The 18860-nt window shown below is 68.8% G+C and carries 18 protein-coding genes; 9 read left to right on the top strand and 9 right to left on the bottom strand.

The window, feature by feature from the left end; all coding sequences use genetic code 11:
• Window positions 1-1137 precede the first annotated feature (1137 nt).
• Window positions 1138-1308, top strand: coding sequence for a hypothetical protein (locus tag ACWC94_RS09710; protein WP_037661814.1), 171 nt, complete (start codon window positions 1138-1140; stop codon window positions 1306-1308).
• Between the two features lie 117 nt (window positions 1309-1425).
• On the opposite strand, the gene ACWC94_RS09705 is transcribed toward ACWC94_RS09710, so the two are convergent.
• Complete coding sequence (locus tag ACWC94_RS09705; protein ID WP_450795990.1) at window positions 1426-1779, bottom strand: hypothetical protein; 354 nt, start codon at window positions 1777-1779, stop codon at window positions 1426-1428.
• 158 nt (window positions 1780-1937) lie between these two features.
• Between ACWC94_RS09705 and ACWC94_RS09700 the strand changes: the two genes are divergently transcribed.
• Together ACWC94_RS09700 and ACWC94_RS09695 are read left to right on the top strand one after the other, a co-directional pair.
• Window positions 1938-2114, top strand: coding sequence for a hypothetical protein (locus ACWC94_RS09700; RefSeq protein WP_450795935.1), 177 nt, complete (start codon window positions 1938-1940; stop codon window positions 2112-2114).
• A 92-nt stretch (window positions 2115-2206) separates the two neighbouring features.
• Window positions 2207-2503, top strand: coding sequence for a hypothetical protein (locus tag ACWC94_RS09695; RefSeq protein ID WP_450795934.1), 297 nt, complete (start codon window positions 2207-2209; stop codon window positions 2501-2503).
• Between the two features lie 580 nt (window positions 2504-3083).
• Here ACWC94_RS09695 and ACWC94_RS09690 read toward each other — a convergent pair.
• From ACWC94_RS09690 to ACWC94_RS09660, 7 genes are all read right to left on the bottom strand, one after another.
• Entirely contained in the window at window positions 3084-3491 is a 408-nt protein-coding gene (locus ACWC94_RS09690; protein WP_450795989.1) for a GAF domain-containing protein, read from the bottom strand.
• Window positions 3484-4437, bottom strand: a complete 954-nt coding sequence (locus ACWC94_RS09685; RefSeq protein WP_450795933.1) for a PfkB family carbohydrate kinase — start codon at window positions 4435-4437, stop codon at window positions 3484-3486. The genes ACWC94_RS09690 and ACWC94_RS09685 overlap by 8 nt, the downstream gene beginning before the upstream one ends.
• 113 nt (window positions 4438-4550) lie before the next feature.
• Window positions 4551-5552 carry an SIS domain-containing protein gene (locus tag ACWC94_RS09680; protein ID WP_450795932.1) on the bottom strand — a complete coding sequence of 334 codons (1002 nt, stop codon included), beginning with the start codon at window positions 5550-5552 and terminating at the stop codon, window positions 4551-4553.
• A gap of 101 nt (window positions 5553-5653) precedes the next feature.
• Window positions 5654-6499, bottom strand: coding sequence for an ABC transporter permease (locus tag ACWC94_RS09675; RefSeq protein WP_450795931.1), 846 nt, complete (start codon window positions 6497-6499; stop codon window positions 5654-5656).
• Entirely contained in the window at window positions 6496-7323 is an 828-nt protein-coding gene (locus tag ACWC94_RS09670) for an ABC transporter permease (RefSeq protein WP_450795987.1), read from the bottom strand. Before ACWC94_RS09670 ends, ACWC94_RS09675 begins: the two co-directional genes overlap by 4 nt.
• A 47-nt stretch (window positions 7324-7370) precedes the next feature.
• Window positions 7371-8642, bottom strand: coding sequence for a polyamine ABC transporter substrate-binding protein (locus ACWC94_RS09665; protein ID WP_450795930.1), 1272 nt, complete (start codon window positions 8640-8642; stop codon window positions 7371-7373).
• A gap of 16 nt (window positions 8643-8658) precedes the next feature.
• Complete coding sequence (locus ACWC94_RS09660) at window positions 8659-9852, bottom strand: ABC transporter ATP-binding protein (protein WP_450795929.1); 1194 nt, start codon at window positions 9850-9852, stop codon at window positions 8659-8661.
• Between the two features lie 233 nt (window positions 9853-10085).
• On the opposite strand from ACWC94_RS09660, the gene ACWC94_RS09655 reads away from it, so the two are divergent.
• From ACWC94_RS09655 to ACWC94_RS09640, 4 genes are all read left to right on the top strand, one after another.
• Window positions 10086-11189, top strand: a complete 1104-nt coding sequence (locus ACWC94_RS09655) for a LacI family DNA-binding transcriptional regulator (protein WP_450795928.1) — start codon at window positions 10086-10088, stop codon at window positions 11187-11189.
• A 329-nt stretch (window positions 11190-11518) separates the two neighbouring features.
• On the top strand, window positions 11519-11986 hold the full coding sequence (locus tag ACWC94_RS09650) for a VOC family protein (RefSeq protein ID WP_450795927.1): 468 nt from the start codon (window positions 11519-11521) through the stop codon (window positions 11984-11986).
• 19 nt (window positions 11987-12005) lie between these two features.
• Window positions 12006-12794 (top strand): alpha/beta hydrolase, encoded by a 789-nt coding sequence (locus ACWC94_RS09645; protein ID WP_450795926.1) that lies wholly within the window; start codon window positions 12006-12008, stop codon window positions 12792-12794.
• 65 nt (window positions 12795-12859) lie between these two features.
• Entirely contained in the window at window positions 12860-13846 is a 987-nt protein-coding gene (locus ACWC94_RS09640; protein ID WP_450795925.1) for an NAD(P)H-dependent flavin oxidoreductase, read from the top strand.
• A gap of 175 nt (window positions 13847-14021) precedes the next feature.
• On the opposite strand, the gene ACWC94_RS09635 is transcribed toward ACWC94_RS09640, so the two are convergent.
• Window positions 14022-14639: a TetR/AcrR family transcriptional regulator gene (locus ACWC94_RS09635; RefSeq protein WP_450795924.1), complete on the bottom strand. Its 618-nt coding sequence runs from the start codon at window positions 14637-14639 to the stop codon at window positions 14022-14024.
• A gap of 321 nt (window positions 14640-14960) precedes the next feature.
• On the opposite strand from ACWC94_RS09635, the gene ACWC94_RS09630 reads away from it, so the two are divergent.
• Window positions 14961-16511, top strand: a complete 1551-nt coding sequence (locus ACWC94_RS09630) for an aldehyde dehydrogenase (protein WP_450795923.1) — start codon at window positions 14961-14963, stop codon at window positions 16509-16511.
• A 65-nt stretch (window positions 16512-16576) separates the two neighbouring features.
• Window positions 16577-18181 carry a GMC family oxidoreductase gene (locus ACWC94_RS09625; protein WP_450795922.1) on the top strand — a complete coding sequence of 535 codons (1605 nt, stop codon included), beginning with the start codon at window positions 16577-16579 and terminating at the stop codon, window positions 18179-18181.
• Window positions 18182-18860: the final 679 nt, after the last annotated feature.

The raw sequence follows: 18860 nt of genomic DNA, 5'->3' as shown, positions 1-18860 counted from the left end.
TTTCAGTGATCGCCGGGACTGCTCCGTCGTGAGGGGTGGTTCCTTCTTCCGGGTGGCGGTGGGCAGTGCGTCGAGCTTCTTCTGTGCCGCTTCCCTGCCGCGTGGCGCGTCGTCCGCCGAGATGGCGGCCCTGGAGCTTGGCCTGAGAGCCCATCGCGGTCCGGACGCGGATCTTGATGCGGTTTGCGTGCGCCCTTGCTCATGCCGCGGAAGACGGACATGACGAGGTCGTGGGCTTCGTCGTTCGGGGCGATGGGGCCGCCGACCTCTGGGAGCCACAGAGGGATGCGGAAGTGGACGAAGACGGGGAAGGTGGTGCCGAACTGGTTGCGTAGAAGGTGCGCTGCGGCTCCCCGATCACGATCGCGTCGAACCCGCGATGCGGGTCGCGGACGGCTTGGAGGAGTTCGTTCGCGCGTGGGCGGCGCTGCCAGGGCAGGCAACGGCTGTGGCCGACGTCGAAGTACTCGCTGACGATCTGGCCCCCGGCGGGCTCGATCAGGGCTCGGGCACGGGTGAGCTGCCAGTTCCTGGAGGCCTCGGGGTCTTGAAGGTCTCGGTGGAACAGCGTACGGCGAAGGCGGAACGGATCACGTGCGGTCAGGCCCCCGGGGGTGTATGGCGCTCCACGGATCCGGCCATGCCGAAGGCGTCCTTCGCCTGACTGTAGCGGCCCTGACGCGCCGGTGCGGGCGTACCGTCAGAGGCGACTGCTCGCCCGCGCGGAGCGATGGCGTCATCCACTTGCGAGAACGCGATTGACGCACAGCACCGCGCCGGCCTCATGCGCGTCGCCCGCGGTCCTGCCTGTGGTGGCGCCTGTTCAGCTCCTCGTTTTCGGTGGCGCGCCGTTGGACCTGGGCTCGGCCTTTCGACGGGGTCGTGCGGCTGCGTTCCCTCGGTTGCCGGTCTAGGGCCTCGGTTGTACGGGGGACCCGCAACGGTCCCGGCGAATCCAAGGCCACGGCAAAACTGCAAGTGATACACGCTGCGTGTCGGCGGTGCGTGAGGTACGAGAAAGCGGGAACCGTCCACAGCGTGCGGCGCTGCATGCCCCTCATCCCTTGGAACTAACTCATCTTTTGTGTGCTTGTAGGGCTGAAGTAAGGGCATCCGATGGCCAGGAGGTTGATAACGATGGTTCCCCTGCTTCTGGTTCTTCTGCTGGCCCTGATCCTCTTCGGCGCGGGCTTCGCGCTGAAGGCACTGTGGTGGATCGCCGTGATCGTGCTCATCGTGTGGCTGCTCGGCTTCGTCGTCCGGTCCGCGGACAGCGGAGGCCGCAAGGGCCGCTGGTACCGCTGGTAGACGAAAGACACCCGGCGCGAAAGCGCCACGCGCGAGCGATGAGTGGGCCCGGCCGACACGGCCGGGCCCACTGGCGCGAAAGAGACGATCCCTTGCGGCAGTTGGGAGGGATCGGGCTTATCGGACGCACCGCAGGGTACGTGAGTTATGCACCGGCCCCGCGGACTCAGCAGTGGAACCCTGCTCCTCCTGTCTGCGCGGCCGGTGCGTAACGGGCATGCGTCTGGTTCGGCCGGGTGGCCAGGCCGCACAGTTCGGCCCCGGCGACTGTTTGCACAACACGCCCTCCGTCCCGACCGAAGCACACGTCAGCCAATCGCGCACGGTGTCCGGATCGGTCGTCGACGGGCACAGCACCCGCGGGGCGGACAGCCGGCGGGCAGCGAACACGGACTCGAGCGCGGTCCTGCGCCGCCGATACGGCCATCTGGTCGTGCGGGTCCCGGACAGCCGCAGCAGATCGAAAGCGATGAAGCGGACCGGTCACTCAGCAGCCGTCCGGGCGCCGCGCCGCGGCAGCCGGTTCTGTACCTGGCCCTGTCACTCCCGCCCGTGGTCAGCGAGGCGAACCCGGCGGCGTCGCGCACGACGACCGATGGGAGGCGGTCGGCTACACCCGGGAGGGGAGCATGCGCCAGTCGCACCCGGACCTGTGCGAGGACTGCCAGAGCCGGGCCGTCGCAGCGCAGGCGCAGGCCGAAGCCGACGAACGCGAGCGCCAGGAGCAGGAGCGGCGCCGCCAGGAGCAGGAACCCGAACAGGTCGTGCGGGAGGCCGGCGGCTGGCTGTCCCGCTTCCGCACCTGACCCGGGCAAGCTGCGGCGACCGACCACGCGGGCAAGCCCAAGGCTGTCCTGGGCGAGCCCGCGTTGTCGGTGGCGGCTGCAACGCTGATCGGATGAACGGCGATGAGCAGCTGCTGAACGGACGCGTCTACGGCGCGGAGCACGACGACCCCAACCCCGGCCCGCTCCCACACCGGACCTATGCCGAACTGGTCGGCGGGCCACTGGACGGCCTGCTGCTGGACATCCACGGGTGGCGGACCGAAGAAGTCGACGACGGCGTGGCCCTGTCCACCGAACTCGGCCGGTGGCCCGGTGGCCGCGCCCTGTACGACCCGCGCCCCGGCGAGCGCCGCGCCCATGGGCCCGGCATTGCGTGCCGCTTCTACTACTCCGGCGATACGCCCTGACTGCGACAGAGCACGCTCCCGCAGAAGCGGCCAGCCGGAATCCCACGAAGCCGACCCGGGACCGGTCCTTCCCAAGGACAGGACCATCCACCTTGGCCCGCACCGGCCCGGAGCACCGTCACCCCCTGACGGCACACAGCAGCCATCGGCACGCAGAACGCCCACCCCCTGTCAGACGCAGACGCGCTGGCAGGGCGCGACCGGATCGCCCAGCGAATCAGCCAACTGCAGGAGGGGAGCCGCCAGTTGCAAGAGGCCGTCGTCTCCCACACGGTGATCGACCAAGCCATCGGCGTGGTCATCACACCCGGCAGTCTCCGCCCCGAGCAGGGCTTTGACGTGCGCCCGCCCGTCTTGGGCTGGTGCGTCCGCGTCAGCCCACGTCCGGAAGGGTGCGGGCTGGGGGCCTGTGCGATCACTGTCCGCGCCACTCGGCGACATTCGGTACGCGCCCAAGACTCGAAGTCGACCCACATTCCGCGCTGGCGCGTTTATGCAGCTGTGCTGCTTGTGATGGCTGCCGCGAGGTTCGGTTTGCCCTGTTTCCCGACGGGGTGCTCGCGGGCACGGTGCTTGTTCCTCACGCCGGACGGTCGGCCGGGCCCTGGGGTGGTGAGTTTCGGTGCGCCGGCCGGCTGAGGGGCTTTCCTGTGGAGGCGGCGAAACCCTCGACGGACGTGTGCGGCTGTGAGGCGCCCTTGGCGTGCAGGCCGTTCCCCGGGTGTGCGGCCGTACTGCGCTCGCGAGTGAAGCGGCGGGCGTTGTCGATGCAGACGGCGGCGCGGGCTACGAGCTCGTCCGCGAGACTCACGTCGTCCGGACCGAAGGGATCCGGGCTTCGGGACCGCAGGAATGTCGCGACGCCCAGGCGGACGCCTCGCTCGTGCATCGGTGCGACCAGGACCGAGTGGACTCCGAGGGAGCGGGCCGTGGCCGTCCGGTCCGGGTCCTCCGGCGCCTCGCTGCCAGAGGAGGCGTCGTCAGCCAGTGAGAGACCGGCCTGGAGCGTCGGCCCCGGTCCGGTCGAGGCGCGCCCGGTCCGCCTCGGTCCGCGGGGCGGGGGACCCGGATGCCGCGGTGGGCCGGCCGCGGCCGAAGGCGGCTTCGACGAAGCACTGGTCGTGGGCCGACTGCGCGCCCTGGCGCAGGGCGCGCTCCAACGAGGGGCGGGACGGCGGGGTGCTTCGGGACCAGCGGTCCCGGAGCAAGGACACCGCGAAACCGGCGAGGAAGGCGTCGCCACAGCCCATGGTGTCGGCCATGGACCGCGCGTCCGCCGCGTGCGCTGGTGCCGTCACCCGTATTCGGCCGTCGTACGCGGTGGCTCCCGCCAGGCCGCGGGTGGCCAGGGCCATGCCCGCTCCCCGTGCCAGCACGGCTTCCAGCAACCGATGGGTGGCCGTCTCGTCCAGGTCCGAGCAGGACAGCAGGGCCAGGTCGAGATGGGGGCAGACGCGGTCGAGGTAGGCGGGGGAGCGGAACTCGTCGTCGTCGGAGAGGTCGAAGCTGACCAGTGCTCCGGCAGCGGCGAGCTTGGGCAGCTCGCTCTCGGTGTGCGAGTAGACGCTGGAGTGCACCAGCGAGAACGACGCCGCGTACGCCAGCAGGACGTCGTCCAGGACGAGGGGTTCGCGTACGGTGACGCCGCCGCCGTTGTAGCCGAGGAACACCCGGTCGCCGCCTCGGACATGGAGGGTGGAGACGCCGGACTCCCCGTGGCGTACCACGCTGCGCTCCACCGCGACGCCTTCGGCCGCGACGGCCGTACGGAGGAAGGTGCCAAGGTCGTCGTCTCCGAATACTCCCAGATAGGCGGTGTCGAGACCGAGACGGCGGGCGTAGACGGCGACGTTGACGCAGTTGCCGCCCGGGTAGTCGATGCCGCGGTCCACGAAACGGTCCACGACGTTGTCGCCGAAACCGAGGATGTTCATCAGGTCTCCAGAAGCGCGGGCGCCGCGCGGGCGCGCTGCGCCCGCTCGGGGCGTGCCGGTGCCCGGGCACCGGCAATGTCGGGGCGGATGGACGGCGGTGGGACGGTGGGCGGTCAGTAGTCCATGACGCGGTAGTAGCGGCGCAGGTCCAGGGAATGGTCGCGCACCCGCTCCAGGTGCTTGCTGACTCGGTCCATCACGGTGTCCATGACCAACGGGGCCAGCAGTCCGCGGAATTCGGGGCTGATGCCGTCCAAGGGGTGGTCGCGGGTGTCGAAGACGGTGACGTCCTTGGAGACGCGGCGGGCGAACGCCTCGGCCCGGTCGGTGAGCGCGCGGGTCTCGTCCTCGCCCTGGAAGACGATCACGCTGGTGTCCTCCTCCAGCAGTTCCAGCGAGCCGTGGAAGAACTCGGCGCTGTGCACCCGGGTGGTGCGCAGCCACTGCATCTCCTCGAGGATGCACATGGAGTACAGGTAGGTGAATCCCCAAAGGTTCCCGCCGCCGATGAGGAAGTGGTAGTCGGTGTCCTTGTGGGCCTCCGCGAAGTCGGACGCCGCGGGCTCGGCCCGGCGGGCGACCTCCACCAGAATGCGGGGCAGGCCGGCGAGTTCGTCGGCGAGGCGTTCGTAGCCCTCGAACTCGCCCCGCCGGGACAGCAGCCGGCCCATGAACAGCAGCATCTGGACGTCGAACGGCCAGGCCTTGGGTGCGGAGACCAGCGCGGTGTCGACCCGCTGGGCGACGGGGGAGTCGGGGTGGCCGGTGAAGCCGATCGTGTACGCGCCCCGCTCCCTGCAGTAGTCGATGGCCTTGACGCTGTCCTCGGTGGTGCCGGAGACGGAGGTGAAGACGGCGGCGGTGCGCTCGCCGAGGCGGGCGTCGCCGGAGACGACGAGCTCTGCGGCGACGGCCGCCCGCACCGGCAGCACCGAGGCGCGCCGGGCCAGGTGTTCGTAGGGCCACATCTGCGCGTAGGTGCCGCCGGCGCCCACGAGGAGGACGTTGTCGTAGCCCTCGTCCACGAGACGGTCGACGACTTTCTCGATCCGGGGGCGCAGCGCCACGAGGCTATCGGTCTGGGCGACGAACTCGGCTTCGTTGAAAGAGAGCACGGTGATGGTTTCCTTCGCGGGGGTTGTGTCCAACCGGCCGTGGTGGGCTGGTGTGCTGAGGGGCGCGGGTGCGCGGGACGCGGAGATACGGGGGTGTGGGGTCAGGCCGTGCGGCGCCGCGAGAACAGGACGTTCGCACCGGCGATGATCAGGCCGCCGACGAAGATCAGTGTTCCCATGACGTTGACCTGCGGGGGTACGCCGGTGCGGCCGGCGCTGTACACCCACAGCGGGAAGGTGACCGTCCGGCCGGCGTTGAAGCTGGTGATGACGTAGTCGTCGATGGACAGGGCGAAGCACAGCAGGGCGCCGGAGGCCACACCGGGCAGCAGCATCGGCAGGGTGACCAGCCGGAACGCCGTCCAGGGCCCGGCTCCCAGGTCCCGGGCGGCCTCCTCCAGCGTCGGGTCGTGACTCGCCATGCGGGCCCGTACGGTGATGGCCACGTACGGGATGCAGAACGCCACGTGGGCGAGGAGGATGGTCCAGTATCCACGGGGCACGCCGAGGACGATGAACAGCGACAAAAGGGCGGCGCCCAGGGCGATTTCGGGAGCGGCGATGGCTGCGAACAGCAGCAGGTCCACGGAGCCGCGGCCGCGGAAGCGGTGGCGGCCCAGGGCCAGGCCGATCGGGGTGCCCAGCAGGGTGGCGACCACCGTGACGACCAGCGCGATGGTGAGGCTGTTGACCAGCGCCGAGGTCAGGTTGGGGATGGCGAACAGGTGGCGGTACCAGGTGAGGGTGAAGCCCTGCCAGGTGAAGTTCACTTTGCTGTGGGTGTCGTTGAAGCCGAACAGGACCATGACGGCGATCGGCAGCAGCAGCCACGCCAGCACCAGCCAGGTGTACACGGTGAGCGTGGGACGGCGGTGCGGGCGGCGACCGGTGCGCGGCTGGGACGTCTCGGTCACGTCCTGGGCGGGGGCGACGGTGTCCGTGGTCATCGCGCGGCCACCTCCAGCACGTCCTCGGTGCCCAGGGCGCGGGCGTAGGCGAACACGGCCAGCAGCAGGGCGCCCATGAGCACGAAGGACAGGGCGGCGGCTGCCGGGTAGTCGAGGTTGGTGAAGTACTCGGTCTGGATGATGTTCCCGATCATGGTGGTCGAGGGGCCGCCGAGGATGCCGGCGTTGACGTAGTCGGCGGAGGCAGGCACGAAGGTCAGCAGCACGCCCGCGAAGAGCCCGGGCAGGGACAGCGGCAGCACCACGCGCCAGAAGGTCTGCGCCCGGGAGGCGTACAGGTCGGTGGAGGCCTCGATCACCCTGGCGTCCATCCGCTCCAGGGCCACGTACACGGGCAGCACCATGAAAGGGAGGAAGTTGTAGGTCAGTCCGCCGATCACCGCGTACGGGGTGGCCAGGACGTGGAAGCCGGCGGGCAGCAGCCCGAGGTGCTTGAGCGGGCCGAGCAGGACGCCGTTGTCGGCGAGCACCACGTTCCAGGACTGGGTGCGGATGACGAAGGAGACGAAGAAGGGCAGCAGAAGCAGGAAGAGGAACACCGACTTGTGCCGGCCGGCCCGGAAGGCGATCCAGTAGGCCACCGGGTAACCCACCAGGGCACAGGCGGCGGTGGCCGCGGCGCCGTAGCACAGGGAGCGGACCAGCTGCACGTGGTAGGTCTCCACCACGGCCGCATAGGTGTGGAAGTGGAAGGTCTGGCGGAAACCGTCGATGAAGTCACCGGTCTGCAGGGACAGCGACACCATGACGAGCACGGGGGTCACGAAGAAGGCGGCCAGCCACAACCAGCCGGGCAGCACCATCAGATACGGGGCCAGCACCGCGCGGGGCCGGCGCCGTCGGCGGTGGGTCAGGACTGGTAGATCGGTTCGAACAGCGCGTTCCACTGCTTCTCCTCCGCTTCGTCGAGCACCCGCAGGTGGCGCAGCTTGGATTCGTCGGCCTTGGTCGGGAAGACCAGGGGGCTGGTGCTCAGGGAGGCGAGCAGGGGCCGGCGCTTGCCGGTGGCGGCGGCCGCGTCGCGCGCGATGACCGCCCGGGCGTCGGGGACGGGGCAGACGAACTGCACCGCCTCGCTGATCCTCGCGGCGACCTCGGGCCGGTAGACGTAGTCCATGTAGGTCAGGGCGTCGACGGGGTGGGCGGCAGTCGAGGGGATGCAGAGGTTGTCGGTCCACAGCAGTCCACCCTCGTCGGGGATGACGAACTCCAGCCGTGAACCGCTCTGGTTGGCCTGGAAGATGTCACCGGAGTACACCAGCGAGGCGTACAGGTCACCGCGTTGGAGGGAGGACTGGTAGGTGGTGGTGCTGTAGGAGCGCACCAGGCCGGCGTCGCGCTGCCCGCGCAGCCAGGAGGCGGCCTTACGCCAGTCGGCGTGGGTGGACTTCTCCGGGTCGACGCCGATGGCGAGCAGGGCGACGTTGCCCATCTGCACCGCGTCGTTCCACATGCCGATCTTGCCGCTGAGCTTCGGGTCGAGCAGGTCCTGCCAGCTGGTGATCCTCCGGCCCACCTTGGCCGGGTCGTAACCGATGCCGGTCATGCCGGACTGCCAGGGCACGGTGTAGACGTTGCCGCGGTCGAAGGAGGAGTTCTTGAACGCGGCCCCGCCGTACCTGGCGAAGTGGGGCAGGCGGCGGTGGTCGAGTGGGGCGAGGTAGCCCAGTTCGATGTACTTGGTCAGGTAGCTGTCGCCGCCGACCACCATCAGGTCGTAGCCGATGCCCTGTCCGGAGGCGAACTCCGGCTGGATCTTGCCGAACCAGGAGGCGCTGTCGTCGATCACCTCCTCGTAGGTGACCTTGATGCCGGTCGCGTGGGTGAACGCCGCCAGGGTGGGGTGCCGGCTCTGGTCGGCGGGGTCGGTGTCGATGTACTGGGTGTAGTTGGCGAAGCTGAGCCGGTCCTTCTTCCTCCGGCCGGTCCAGAAGTCGCTGACGGCGGCGGCGATCTCGGCGGACGTGCGGGGCACGGGCTTGCGGGCGCCCGGCACACTGCACGCGGCGAGCGGGGCCAGGGCGGCGGCGCCGAGTGCGGCGCGCAGCAGACCGCGCCGGGAGCAGCGGCGCTCGGTCAGTCCGCGCAGCCAGGGCGCGGGAGGTGTGGGCTGCAGGGGCATGGTGGTCGACCTGTCGTCAGCTCGGTGTGGGAGAACCGGAGTCGGGGGCGATCCGGCCGGCGGCGGACGTGGCCGGTACGGTGGGTGGGGCGCCCAGGGGATAGGAGTGGGCGGTCGCCCAGGACAGCCAGACGGTGTCGCCGCGGGCCGGCACGACGGACGCCGTGCCGTCGTTGGGCTGGAAGACGGTCATCTCCGCGCCGGCGCTCGTGGCCACCGTGTAACTGGTGGAGGTGCCCAGGTAGACCACCTCGCGCACGGTCCCGCGGATGCGGCTGGCGGCGCCTGTCGGGCCGGTGGTCACGGTGATCTTCTCCGGCCGTACCGTGAGCTGGACGTCCGCTCCGGCGCCGGGCGCGGCGGACACCGGGACGGTGATGCGCTGCCCGTCGTCGAGGTCGATCACCCCGCCCTCGGGTCCGGTGCTGGTCAGACGCCCGCTGATCAGGTTCGAGGTGCCGATGAAGCCGGCGACGAACGCGGTGGCGGGCCGCTCGTAGACCTCCCGCGGGGGAGCGACCTGCTCGATCAGCCCGCCGTTCATCACCGCGATCCGGTCCGACATGGTCAGCGCCTCGGCCTGATCGTGGGTGACGTAGATGAAGGTGATGCCCACCTCGCGCTGGATCCGCTTGAGCTCCAGCTGCATGGACTGGCGCAGCTTCAGGTCGAGCGCGCCCAGCGGTTCGTCCAGGAGCAGGGCGCGCGGGCGGTTGACCAGAGCCCGCGCCAGGGCCACGCGCTGCTGCTGGCCGCCGGAGAGCTGCCGGGGGCGCCGGTCGGCCTTGTCGGCGAGTTCGACGGTGTTCAGGATGCGGTCGACCCGGTCGTGGATCTCGTCCTTGGGCACACGTCGGCGGCGCAGCCCGAACGCCACGTTGTCCGCGACGCTCAGGTGCGGGAAGAGGGCATAGGACTGGAACACCATATTGATGTCCCGCTTGTTGGCCGCGACACCGACCATGTCCCGGCCGTGCAGCAGGATCTGCCCGCTGCTCGGCTCCTCGAACCCGGCGATCATCCGCAGGGTGGTGGTCTTGCCGCAGCCGGACGGCCCGAGCAGCGAGAAGAACTCTCCCTCGCCGATGGTGAGGTTCACCCCTCGTACCGCCGCGGTGTCGCTCACGCCGCCGAAGTCCTTGACGACGTCGACGAGGGTGATGGCCGGGCCTGCGGTGGCCGGTGGTGGCGAAAGAGTGTCGGTTGCCATCGCGGAGACCTCCGGAGTTCGGATGGGGGAGAAGCGGGCGGCCGTCGGGCCGGGCGCGAGGGACGGCCGTCCGGAAGGCGGCGGGCGAATGCGTTCCGGCGAGGATTGATAACGTTACCAACGCGCTCGTACCTTACCCACGGCCCAACGCCTGGCGTCAATGGTTGAATGGCGCTGAATCCCACCGCCCCGTTCCCCCGGTGTTCGCCGGGCCGACATGGAGAGAGCCGGACATGCCCCCAGAAGCGCAGCCACGGCGACGCGTGACCATCCCGGACGTCGCCCGGCACGCCGGTGTGGGACAGGCGACGGCCGCGCGCGTCCTCGGTGGGTACGGATCGGCGAGCGCGGCCACCCGGGAACGGGTGCTGGCCGCCGCCGCCGAGCTCGGCTACAGCACCAACGCCGTGGCCCGCAGCATGATCAGCGGCCGCACCGACACCCTCGGAGTGGTCGTCGCCGACGTGGAGAACGCCTACTTCGCCCGCGCGGTGCGTGGCATCGCCGACGTCGCGGCCAAGGCGGGACTGCAAGCCATCCTCGCCAACAGCGACGAGGACAGCGAGAAGGAGAAGGCCGCGGTCCAGCTGTTCATCGAGCGCCGCGTGGACGGACTCGTGGTGGCACCGGCCGCCACCGACGACGAACACCTCGCCCGGGCCGTCTCCGCCGGCATCCCGGTGGTGCTCCTCGACCGTGTCCTCACCGGTGCCGCACTGGACACCGTGGTCGTCGACAACCGGGGAGCGGTCAAGGCGGCGGTGACCCGGTTCACCGACGCCGGACACACCCGCATCGCGGTGATCACCTCGGCCATGCCCGGCGACGACGGCACGCGGCTCGCGCCAGGCGCGGACATCTGGACGACCACGGAACGCGTCGCCGGCTACCGCCAGGCCCTGCGCGCGGCCGGCATCCCGCGCTCCGCGGAACTGATCCGGCACACCGGTTACGAGCGGGCCTGGGCGCGCTCGGCCGTACTGGAACTGATGACCTCCAACGACCGCCCCACCGCGCTGTTCACCACCGACAACGTGGCCACGCTCGGCACCCTGGACGCCCTGCTCGACCTCGACGCCCACATCCCCGGCGACGTCTCGGTCATCGGCTTCGACGACGCGGAGTGGACCACCCTCATCCGGCCGCGGCTGAGCGTGGTCAGCCAGCCCGTGCAGGAACTGGGCGGCCTGGCCGCGGACATCCTGATCCGCCGCATCAACGGAGCCACAGCCCGCCCCCGCCGACACACCCTGCCCACCACCTACATCGACCGCGAGTCGACCGGCGCTGCCCCCACCCGCGTACGACGCCTCCGCGCCCCGGCGAACCACCCGTAGAACGGCGACGGCGCCCGCCGCGCCCGCCGATCGGCCCGCCCTCCCGCGGCCGTACGACTCGAACGCCGTGCGGCGTGAGCTGCGACGTCGCGGGATCCTGCCGGTGACCTCCGGCAAGGGCGCGCCGAGCATTAAGGGCCTGGGCAAACTCCGTTACGTCGTCGAGTAGACCTTCGCCCTGTCATGTCACAAGCTCTACACGGCGAGCCATCACACCTGATCACGAATATCCGGACCTTGATTATTCCGCCCCGAACCGGGAGATAGGCTGAACCGTCTGATTCATCCCGCCATCCCCTGATGGTTCAGCAGGACAGGGAGTGATTGCGATGCCCATGCCAGCCCACCCGCCGAAAAACCCATCAAGCCCCTTTTCATCCTTCAGTGGTCACCATGTTGGTGTCCGCGTTCCCGACTACGACGCGGCGAAGGCTTGGTACACGGAGAAGCTGGACTTCCGAGTGCTCCAGGAGTGGCCGTACGGTGAGCTGAAGCTCGCGTACCTCTGCCCGCCCAACGATGACAACTTCCATGTAGAACTGCTGGCCGGACCGGTACCGTTCCCGAACGAGGTCCTCGACGACCTCGGAGGCAGCCTGCAGCACGGCGGCTACCAGCACATTTGCTTCCATGTCGACGATGTCGACGAAGCACGTGCGGAGCTCGCTGGCCGTGGTGTCGACCTTATCGGTGAACCTTTCGAGATCGAGGACATCAGCCGGCGACTGGCGTTCTTCCGCGACCCGTGGGGCAACATGATCGAACTGTCACAGAGGCTGCCCGGAGCTGGTTCCTGATCAGCCTCACAACATCAGCATGCGCTCAGTTGTGCAGACTTTTACTCGTCCATCGCACCGTCCGCGCAGAATAGCGCGGGCCTTCCCCTGCCGTGTGTTGCGATTCAGCCGATCCACAAATCGTCGTCCACGATCCACGGCGGAGTACTCGCAGTCGCCCGAACGGCCGAATCATCACATCGTTCACTCGCTCGAAAGCGACGTCGCGTGCGTCAACTTCACGCTCAACCACGTCCCCGGCCCGATCGTGCTGGTCGGTCACTCCTACGGGGGGACCCTGATCACCAAAGCGGGCACCCACGACCGCGTCGGCGCTCTGGTGTACATCGCCGCGCTCACCCCGGACGAGGGCGAGACGTCGCAGGAACAGCTGGACAAATTCCCCCGCACGCCCATCGTCGAGCACGTGGACGTCGCTGACGGCCGCGTGTGGCTCAAGCCCTCAGGCGTCCCGCACTTCTGCGGCGACCTCCCGGAAGCGGAGCAGGAGCTCGTCCTTGCGACGGGCGCTGTGCCAGTGGCGGACCTGTTCAACCAGCAGGCTCCCGGCACCGCCTGGCGGACGAAGTCAAGCTGGTTCATCGTCGCCAACAACGACCGTACCGTGCCTCCCGACCTGGAGCGGTCCGCCGCCGAGCGCCCCTCGACGCCCAGGGCAAGCCGACAACGACCGGCCCCGGCGCAACACGCCGGGTGGCGGCCCCGGACCTACCGGGCCGCCTCCTCGCAACGACATCGCGCTTTCAAGCTCAGTAACACTCCGACTGACGGGCCAGGCGCTCCGCGGTTCCATTGTGCGATCGAGTAGCTCCACGCGGGCGAGACGGCGCGCTGCTGGTGGGCTGGGCCGACTGTGTTCGCTAGCGTCGACCCATGTTGCATACGAGATTCACCGAAATGTTCGGTATCACCTACCCGGTGATGGCGGCCCCGATGGCACTGCACAGCGGCGGAACGCTCGCCGCCGCTGTCTCTGCGGCCGGCGGGCTCGGCTCCTTCGGGGGTACACATCCCTGGAAGGGGCCGGACTGGATCCATGCGGAGATCGCAACCATCCGCGCTACGACCCACCTTCCTTTCGGAGTCGGCTTCATCACGCCGTTCCTCCCCTTCACGGAACCGCATTTCGAGGCCGCTCTGGAAGAGCGACCAGAGGTCATCGCGCTGTCGTTCGCGGACCCGCAGCCGTGGCTTGCTCGTGCCAAGGCCGTTGGAGCGCGGGTGATGTGCCAAGTACAGAACTACGATGACGCGCAGGCGGCCGTCGCCGCCGGTGCCGACGTCCTCGTGGCGCAGGGCACGGAGGCCGGTGGCCATACCGGGAGGATGGGCCTTCTGCCGTTCCTGGCCGGGATCGTGAGGCGTTACCCCGATGTTCCGGTGCTGGCCGCAGGAGGCATTGGCGATGGCCGCACACTCGCGGCCGTCCTCACTGCCGGGGCGGACGGCGCCTGGCTGGGCACGGCGTTTCTCGCCACGCCCGAAGCGATCGAGGTACACGATGCCCACAAGCGCCTGATCGTGGAGAGTGACGGCAGTGACACCGTATGGACACGGACCTACGACATCGTGTCGGGGCTGCCGTGGCCGGCGACCATCGGTGAACGAGTCCGCCGCAATCGGTTCACCGATGAGTGGTCAGAGCGCGAGGCGACGCTGCGGGACCGCAGAGAGGAATTCGCGCCTCCCAAGGATGTCAGTCCCGTGGAGGAGCCGCCCAACCCTGACACGAGCGCGATTCTCTATGGCCAGTCGGCGATCTTCGTCAATGCCGTCCGTCCCGCCGCGGAAGTGGTCCGGACGATCGGTGACGAGGCCGAGGCGATCCTGGCCTCACGGCCTCGATCGCTGCTTGGCTGACGAGCAACCCCGCTCGTGCCGGTACGCCGAAGCTCGAGGGCCCGTTCGTGAACGCCTGAGTCACCGTCGACAGGAAGGCGGCTGGGGAGGTGGCGGAACGCCGGTGGAGGCGGTCGGCCGAGTTTGGGGAGCGGTTCCGGATGGTTGCTGGGAGCTGCTGACGCCGGCTGCTCTGTCATTCTCGTGATGTTTCCGAGGCGTGCTCGGTGATGGCCTCGAAGAGGAGGAGGCCCTGATCCACCAGTTCCTCCCTTGAGATGTCCAGCTCTCCGTTGAACCAGCTCAGCAGCATCTCGCTGACGGCGCCCACGACGGCCACGGACAGGGTGGTGGGGTTCATCCGAGGATCGTGAAGCCCTTCCGTCAGGAGGGAGTCCACGAGGTTGCTCATGCGCTGCAGGCCCAGCCGTCGTTCGTGCGCTGTGAGAGGACCGGCTCCCAGGGACTCCGTGAGTTTGACGCGCCCTTTTCTCGGTTCTTCCACAGAGAGCGTGACGATGACGTCGATGACGTTTCGAGCCCGGTCGCGCAGCGGCTGGTCTGTGGCGATCGCGTCGGCGCACCGGGTGATCTGTTCCTCGTAGATGTCTCTCATGAGCGCCGCCATGAGATCGTCGAGGGATGTGAAGCTCTCCGCGAAGTACCTGTCCTTCAGTCCGGCGTGGCGAAGTACCGCACGGATGGAGGTGTGGGCATATCCGCGGCTGGAGAAGAGTTCCAGGCCGCTTTCCATGAGGCGCCGACGGCGGAGCGAAGCGCGCTCTTCCGCCGTGGCTCCGCCATATGTCCTCACGATGTGCCACCTCCTTGAGGCGTACTGCTCATGGTGCGATGTCATGCACCGGGGCCCGGCCTGCCGCCACGATGCCCAGGGGCCTCGTGGGAGTCTTTGAGCCGGCTGCCTGACTTCCCCATCGGGCGACGGCCATGTCTATGGCCATTCCGCTAATATTCCTCCCATCTGGTGACAGATTACCCCAGATGGGTGTAACGTCGAATTCATTCAGTTGTGAATCATGAAAGCGCTCCCCCAAGGCCGGCACCAGGCGCAAGGGGCGTCGCATACGTGGCCCACCCGCAGATTCGACGCGCCGGGCCACCGCGCAGGAAAACCATGACCGTCAGCGGCCTGCGTACCGCGCTGAGCACCCTCGTGCCCGCTGGTCATCCACCTATCGAACACCACGGAGTGTCGTGGTCCCATGGCATGCCGTGGGGAGAGTTCACCATGGATCCCAACCATCTGTTCATCGGGGGACGCTGGGTGCAGACGTCCAGCGACCGTGTCATCGACGTCGCATCCGCGAGTACCGGCGATCATCTCGGTACCGTGCCGGACGGTTCCCAGGACGACATCGACCGAGCGGTCGGAGCCGCTCGTGCCGCATTCGACGCACCGGCCGGCTGGGCCTCCTGGGGCCCTGAACATCGCGCGGCCGCCATGATCCGTCTCGCGGACGCGCTCGAGGCGAGGAAGGGGGCGACGTCCGCCGCCGTCAGCGCGCAGAACGGCATGCCGATCACTGTCGCCCGGTCCTTCGAAGGTGTGGTGCCATCAGCCCTGCTGCGCTACTACGCGGGTCTGGCCGACAGCACGACGTCCGAGGAACTGCGCACCGGACTGCCCCGTGGCACCACCCTGGTCCGCCGGGAACCCGCCGGCGTCGTAGCCGCAATCATGACCTGGAACTTCCCTCAGACCATCGCCTTCTTCAAGATGGCCCCGGCTCTGGCGGCCGGTTGCGCGCTCGTCCTCAAGCCGGCTCCGGAGACGGTCCTCGACTCGGTGCTGTTGGCGGAGGCGGTCGAGGAAGCGGGGATCCCCGACGGCGTGATCAACATCGTTCCGGGCGGCCGCGACACCGGCGCGTATCTGGTCTCCCATCCTGACGTCGACAAGGTGTCGTTCACCGGGTCCACCAGTGCGGGGCGTCAAGTGGCCGCCGCGTGCGCCGATTTGCTGCGACCGGTGACCCTGGAGCTGGGAGGTAAGTCCGCGGCCGTCGTCCTCGACGACGCCGACCTCACCGCGACCGCGGAGCAGTTCTTCATGGCCAGTCTGCTGAACAACGGTCAGACCTGTTACGCCAGTACCAGGATCCTGGCCCCACGCAGCAGGTATCGGGAAGTGGTCGGGTTCTGTACGGCGATGGCCCGTGACGCCGTCGTCGGTGACGCGCTCGATCCCGACACCCAGATCGGCCCGCTCGTCAGCCAGCGCCAGCGCGAACGAGTCCTGGGTTACATCAAGACCGGCCTCAACGAAGGGGCTCAGCTCACCACCGGAGGGGGGCGGCCACCGGGCCTCGATCGGGGCTGGTTCGTCGAACCCACCGTATTCGCCGACGTCGAGAACTCGTCGACCATCGCGCAGGAGGAAATCTTCGGCCCGGTCCTCACGATCACGCCCTACGACGGCGAGGACGATGCGGTGCGCCTGGCGAACGAGTCGGCCTACGGCCTCGCCGGCACCGTCTGGACCACGGACCTGGACCACGGTGCCCAGGTAGCCCGCCGTCTGCGGACCGGCACCGTCGGGCTCAACGGCTATCTGCCCGACCTGACCTCCCCCTACGGAGGCAGGAAGGCCAGCGGACTCGGCACCGAACTGGGGCCCGAGGGACTTCACGCATACCAACAACTCCAGTCGATCTACCACCCCTGATGCGATAGCCGTCGCCCGGCTCGGCGAGTCCGGGCGACGGCCGCTCGCCGGGCGAGGGAACCAGCATGACTTCCACCGGAACCGAAGGATTCGACTACGTCATCGTGGGCGCCGGCAGCGCCGGATGCGTACTCGCAGACCGCCTGAGCCGCGACGACCGCGTCCGCGTGCTGCTCCTCGAAGCGGGCGGCCCTGACACCGACGAACTCATCCACATCCCAGCCGCACTGGGAATGCTCTTCGGATCGCATACCGACTGGAGCTACCGGACGCTCGAGCAGCCCCAGCCGGGACGCACCTTCTCCTGGCCCCGGGGCAGGACACTGGGCGGCTCATCATCCACCAACGTCATGATCTACACCCGTGGCAACCGGCACGACTACGACAGCTGGCGTGACGAGCACGGAGCCAAGGGCTGGGGCTACGACGACGTCCTGCCCTATTTCATGAAGTCCGAGTACAACCGCCGCCTCGGCGAGCCCTACCACGGTTCGGACGGACCCCTGCACGTCGAGGACCGCGTCTACACCCACGAACTCTCACAGTCCTGGCTGGAAGCCGCCGTGGAATGGGGACTGGACCGCAACGACGACTTCGCGGGTGCATCTCCTGTCGGCGCCGGCCTGTACCAGGTGACATGCCATCACGGGCGACGGTGGTCAACGGCCGACGCCTATCTGCGCCCGGCACTCGGCCGACCCAATCTCACGGTACGCACCAGCGCCCTGGCAACAAAGATCACCCTCAACGGATCACGCGCGGCCGGCATCACCTATCTCCAGGACGGACAGGAGCGGACGGCCCACGCCGACAGGGAGATTCTGCTCTGCGGCGGATCCATCAACTCGCCCCAGCTGCTGCTCCTGTCGGGCATAGGCGATCCCGACGAGCTGCACGATGTGGGGATAGACGTCCGAGTCCCCCTGCCCGGCGTCGGGCGTAACCTGCAGGACCACTTGATGGCTCCCCTCGTGTGGGAGACCCGGAACTCCACTGATATCGTCCGGGACCTGCTCACCCCGGACAACCTCGAGCGGTGGCGCACACACGGCGACGGGCCCTTCGCCTCCAACTACGGAGAGGTCGGCGCGTTCCTCAACGTCACGGACGGCCAAAGCCGTCCTGACGTCCAGCTGGTGGGAGGGGCCACGGCACTCATTCTCAGCGGTGAGGAAGAACCTGACCGGCCGGTGTTCACGATGAACTGCGTCCCCCTGCACCCGCAGACTCGCGGCACCGTCCGTCTCGCGTCGCCTGATCCGCAGGCCCCGCCGTTGATCGATCCCCGGTACTTCGACGTGCCCGCGGATGCGTCGGTCATGGTCGCCGGACTCAGAGCGGTCATGGGCATCGCCCACCGCGCACCGTTCGCCGAATACCTGGGGCGGTCGTACCTGCCGGCCAGTGACGACCTGGACGGTCTGGACGACGCGGCTCTCGAAGAGCACGTCCGCAGATGGAGTGCCACGGCGTATCACCCGGTGGGCACCTGCGCCATGGGAACCGCCCCCGACTCCGTCGTCAATTCGGATCTGGAGGTCTACGGAGTCGAGGGACTCCGTGTCGTCGACGCCTCAGTCATGCCGACCGTCATCAGTGGAAACACCAACGCACCCACGATCATGATCGCCGAAAAGGCTGCCGAGCGGATGGGGGAGCGGTTCCGCTGAACTCGACGTAAGCGAGGTCAGGGCAGAGCTTCGACGAGCTCCTTGGCGAGCGGGCCCGAGGACGGGGGGTTCTGCCGTGGTCGGCGATGTAGATCCCCCCTGCGAGTCCAGTGCCAGCCCGCCGGGCCAGCTGTCCGCTGACCTTGTTGCCGCTGCCGCCCCCGGCGATCGTGCTCCCTGCGTCGGGGGCGGCAGCCGGCCGCCCACCCCGACCGCGCGTACACATGCATGAACACCCCGCCCACCAGGAGATCGAAGACCGCATCCTGCGGCCGCTTGGCCTCGACCAGACCCGATGGATGGGCACCTCGCCCACCCTGCCCCAGCCACACGCCCAGGCCTACCAGCTCTTCGGCCCCGGTCCGGGTGGACGTCACCGGCCAGATACCGGTGGACCACGAGAGCCTTTCGTGGGACACGACCACACGGGACGAGAACGTCTTCCTCCGCGCGCTGCTCGCGGGCCGCCTGCTACCACCCCAAGACCGCGCTCGTGTTCTGGCCCATCCTCACACTGCTCGCCGCCCTGATCGTCGTGCGCCGCAGCGACGTTTGACCGGTTCCGATAGGTTTGCCCCCATCTGTCGGCAGGTGCAGTGGCAGCCTGACTCGCTTCGACCGCGCCGGCCTGCTACTGCAGCGGACCGCCGGCCGGGTCCGCCGGCAGCACCTCCGGGCC

This window comes from Streptomyces sp. NPDC001135, from assembly GCF_053598395.1.
The sequence above is the reverse complement of the archived record's forward strand: the minus strand, read 5'-3'. Positions and strand labels throughout refer to the sequence as shown.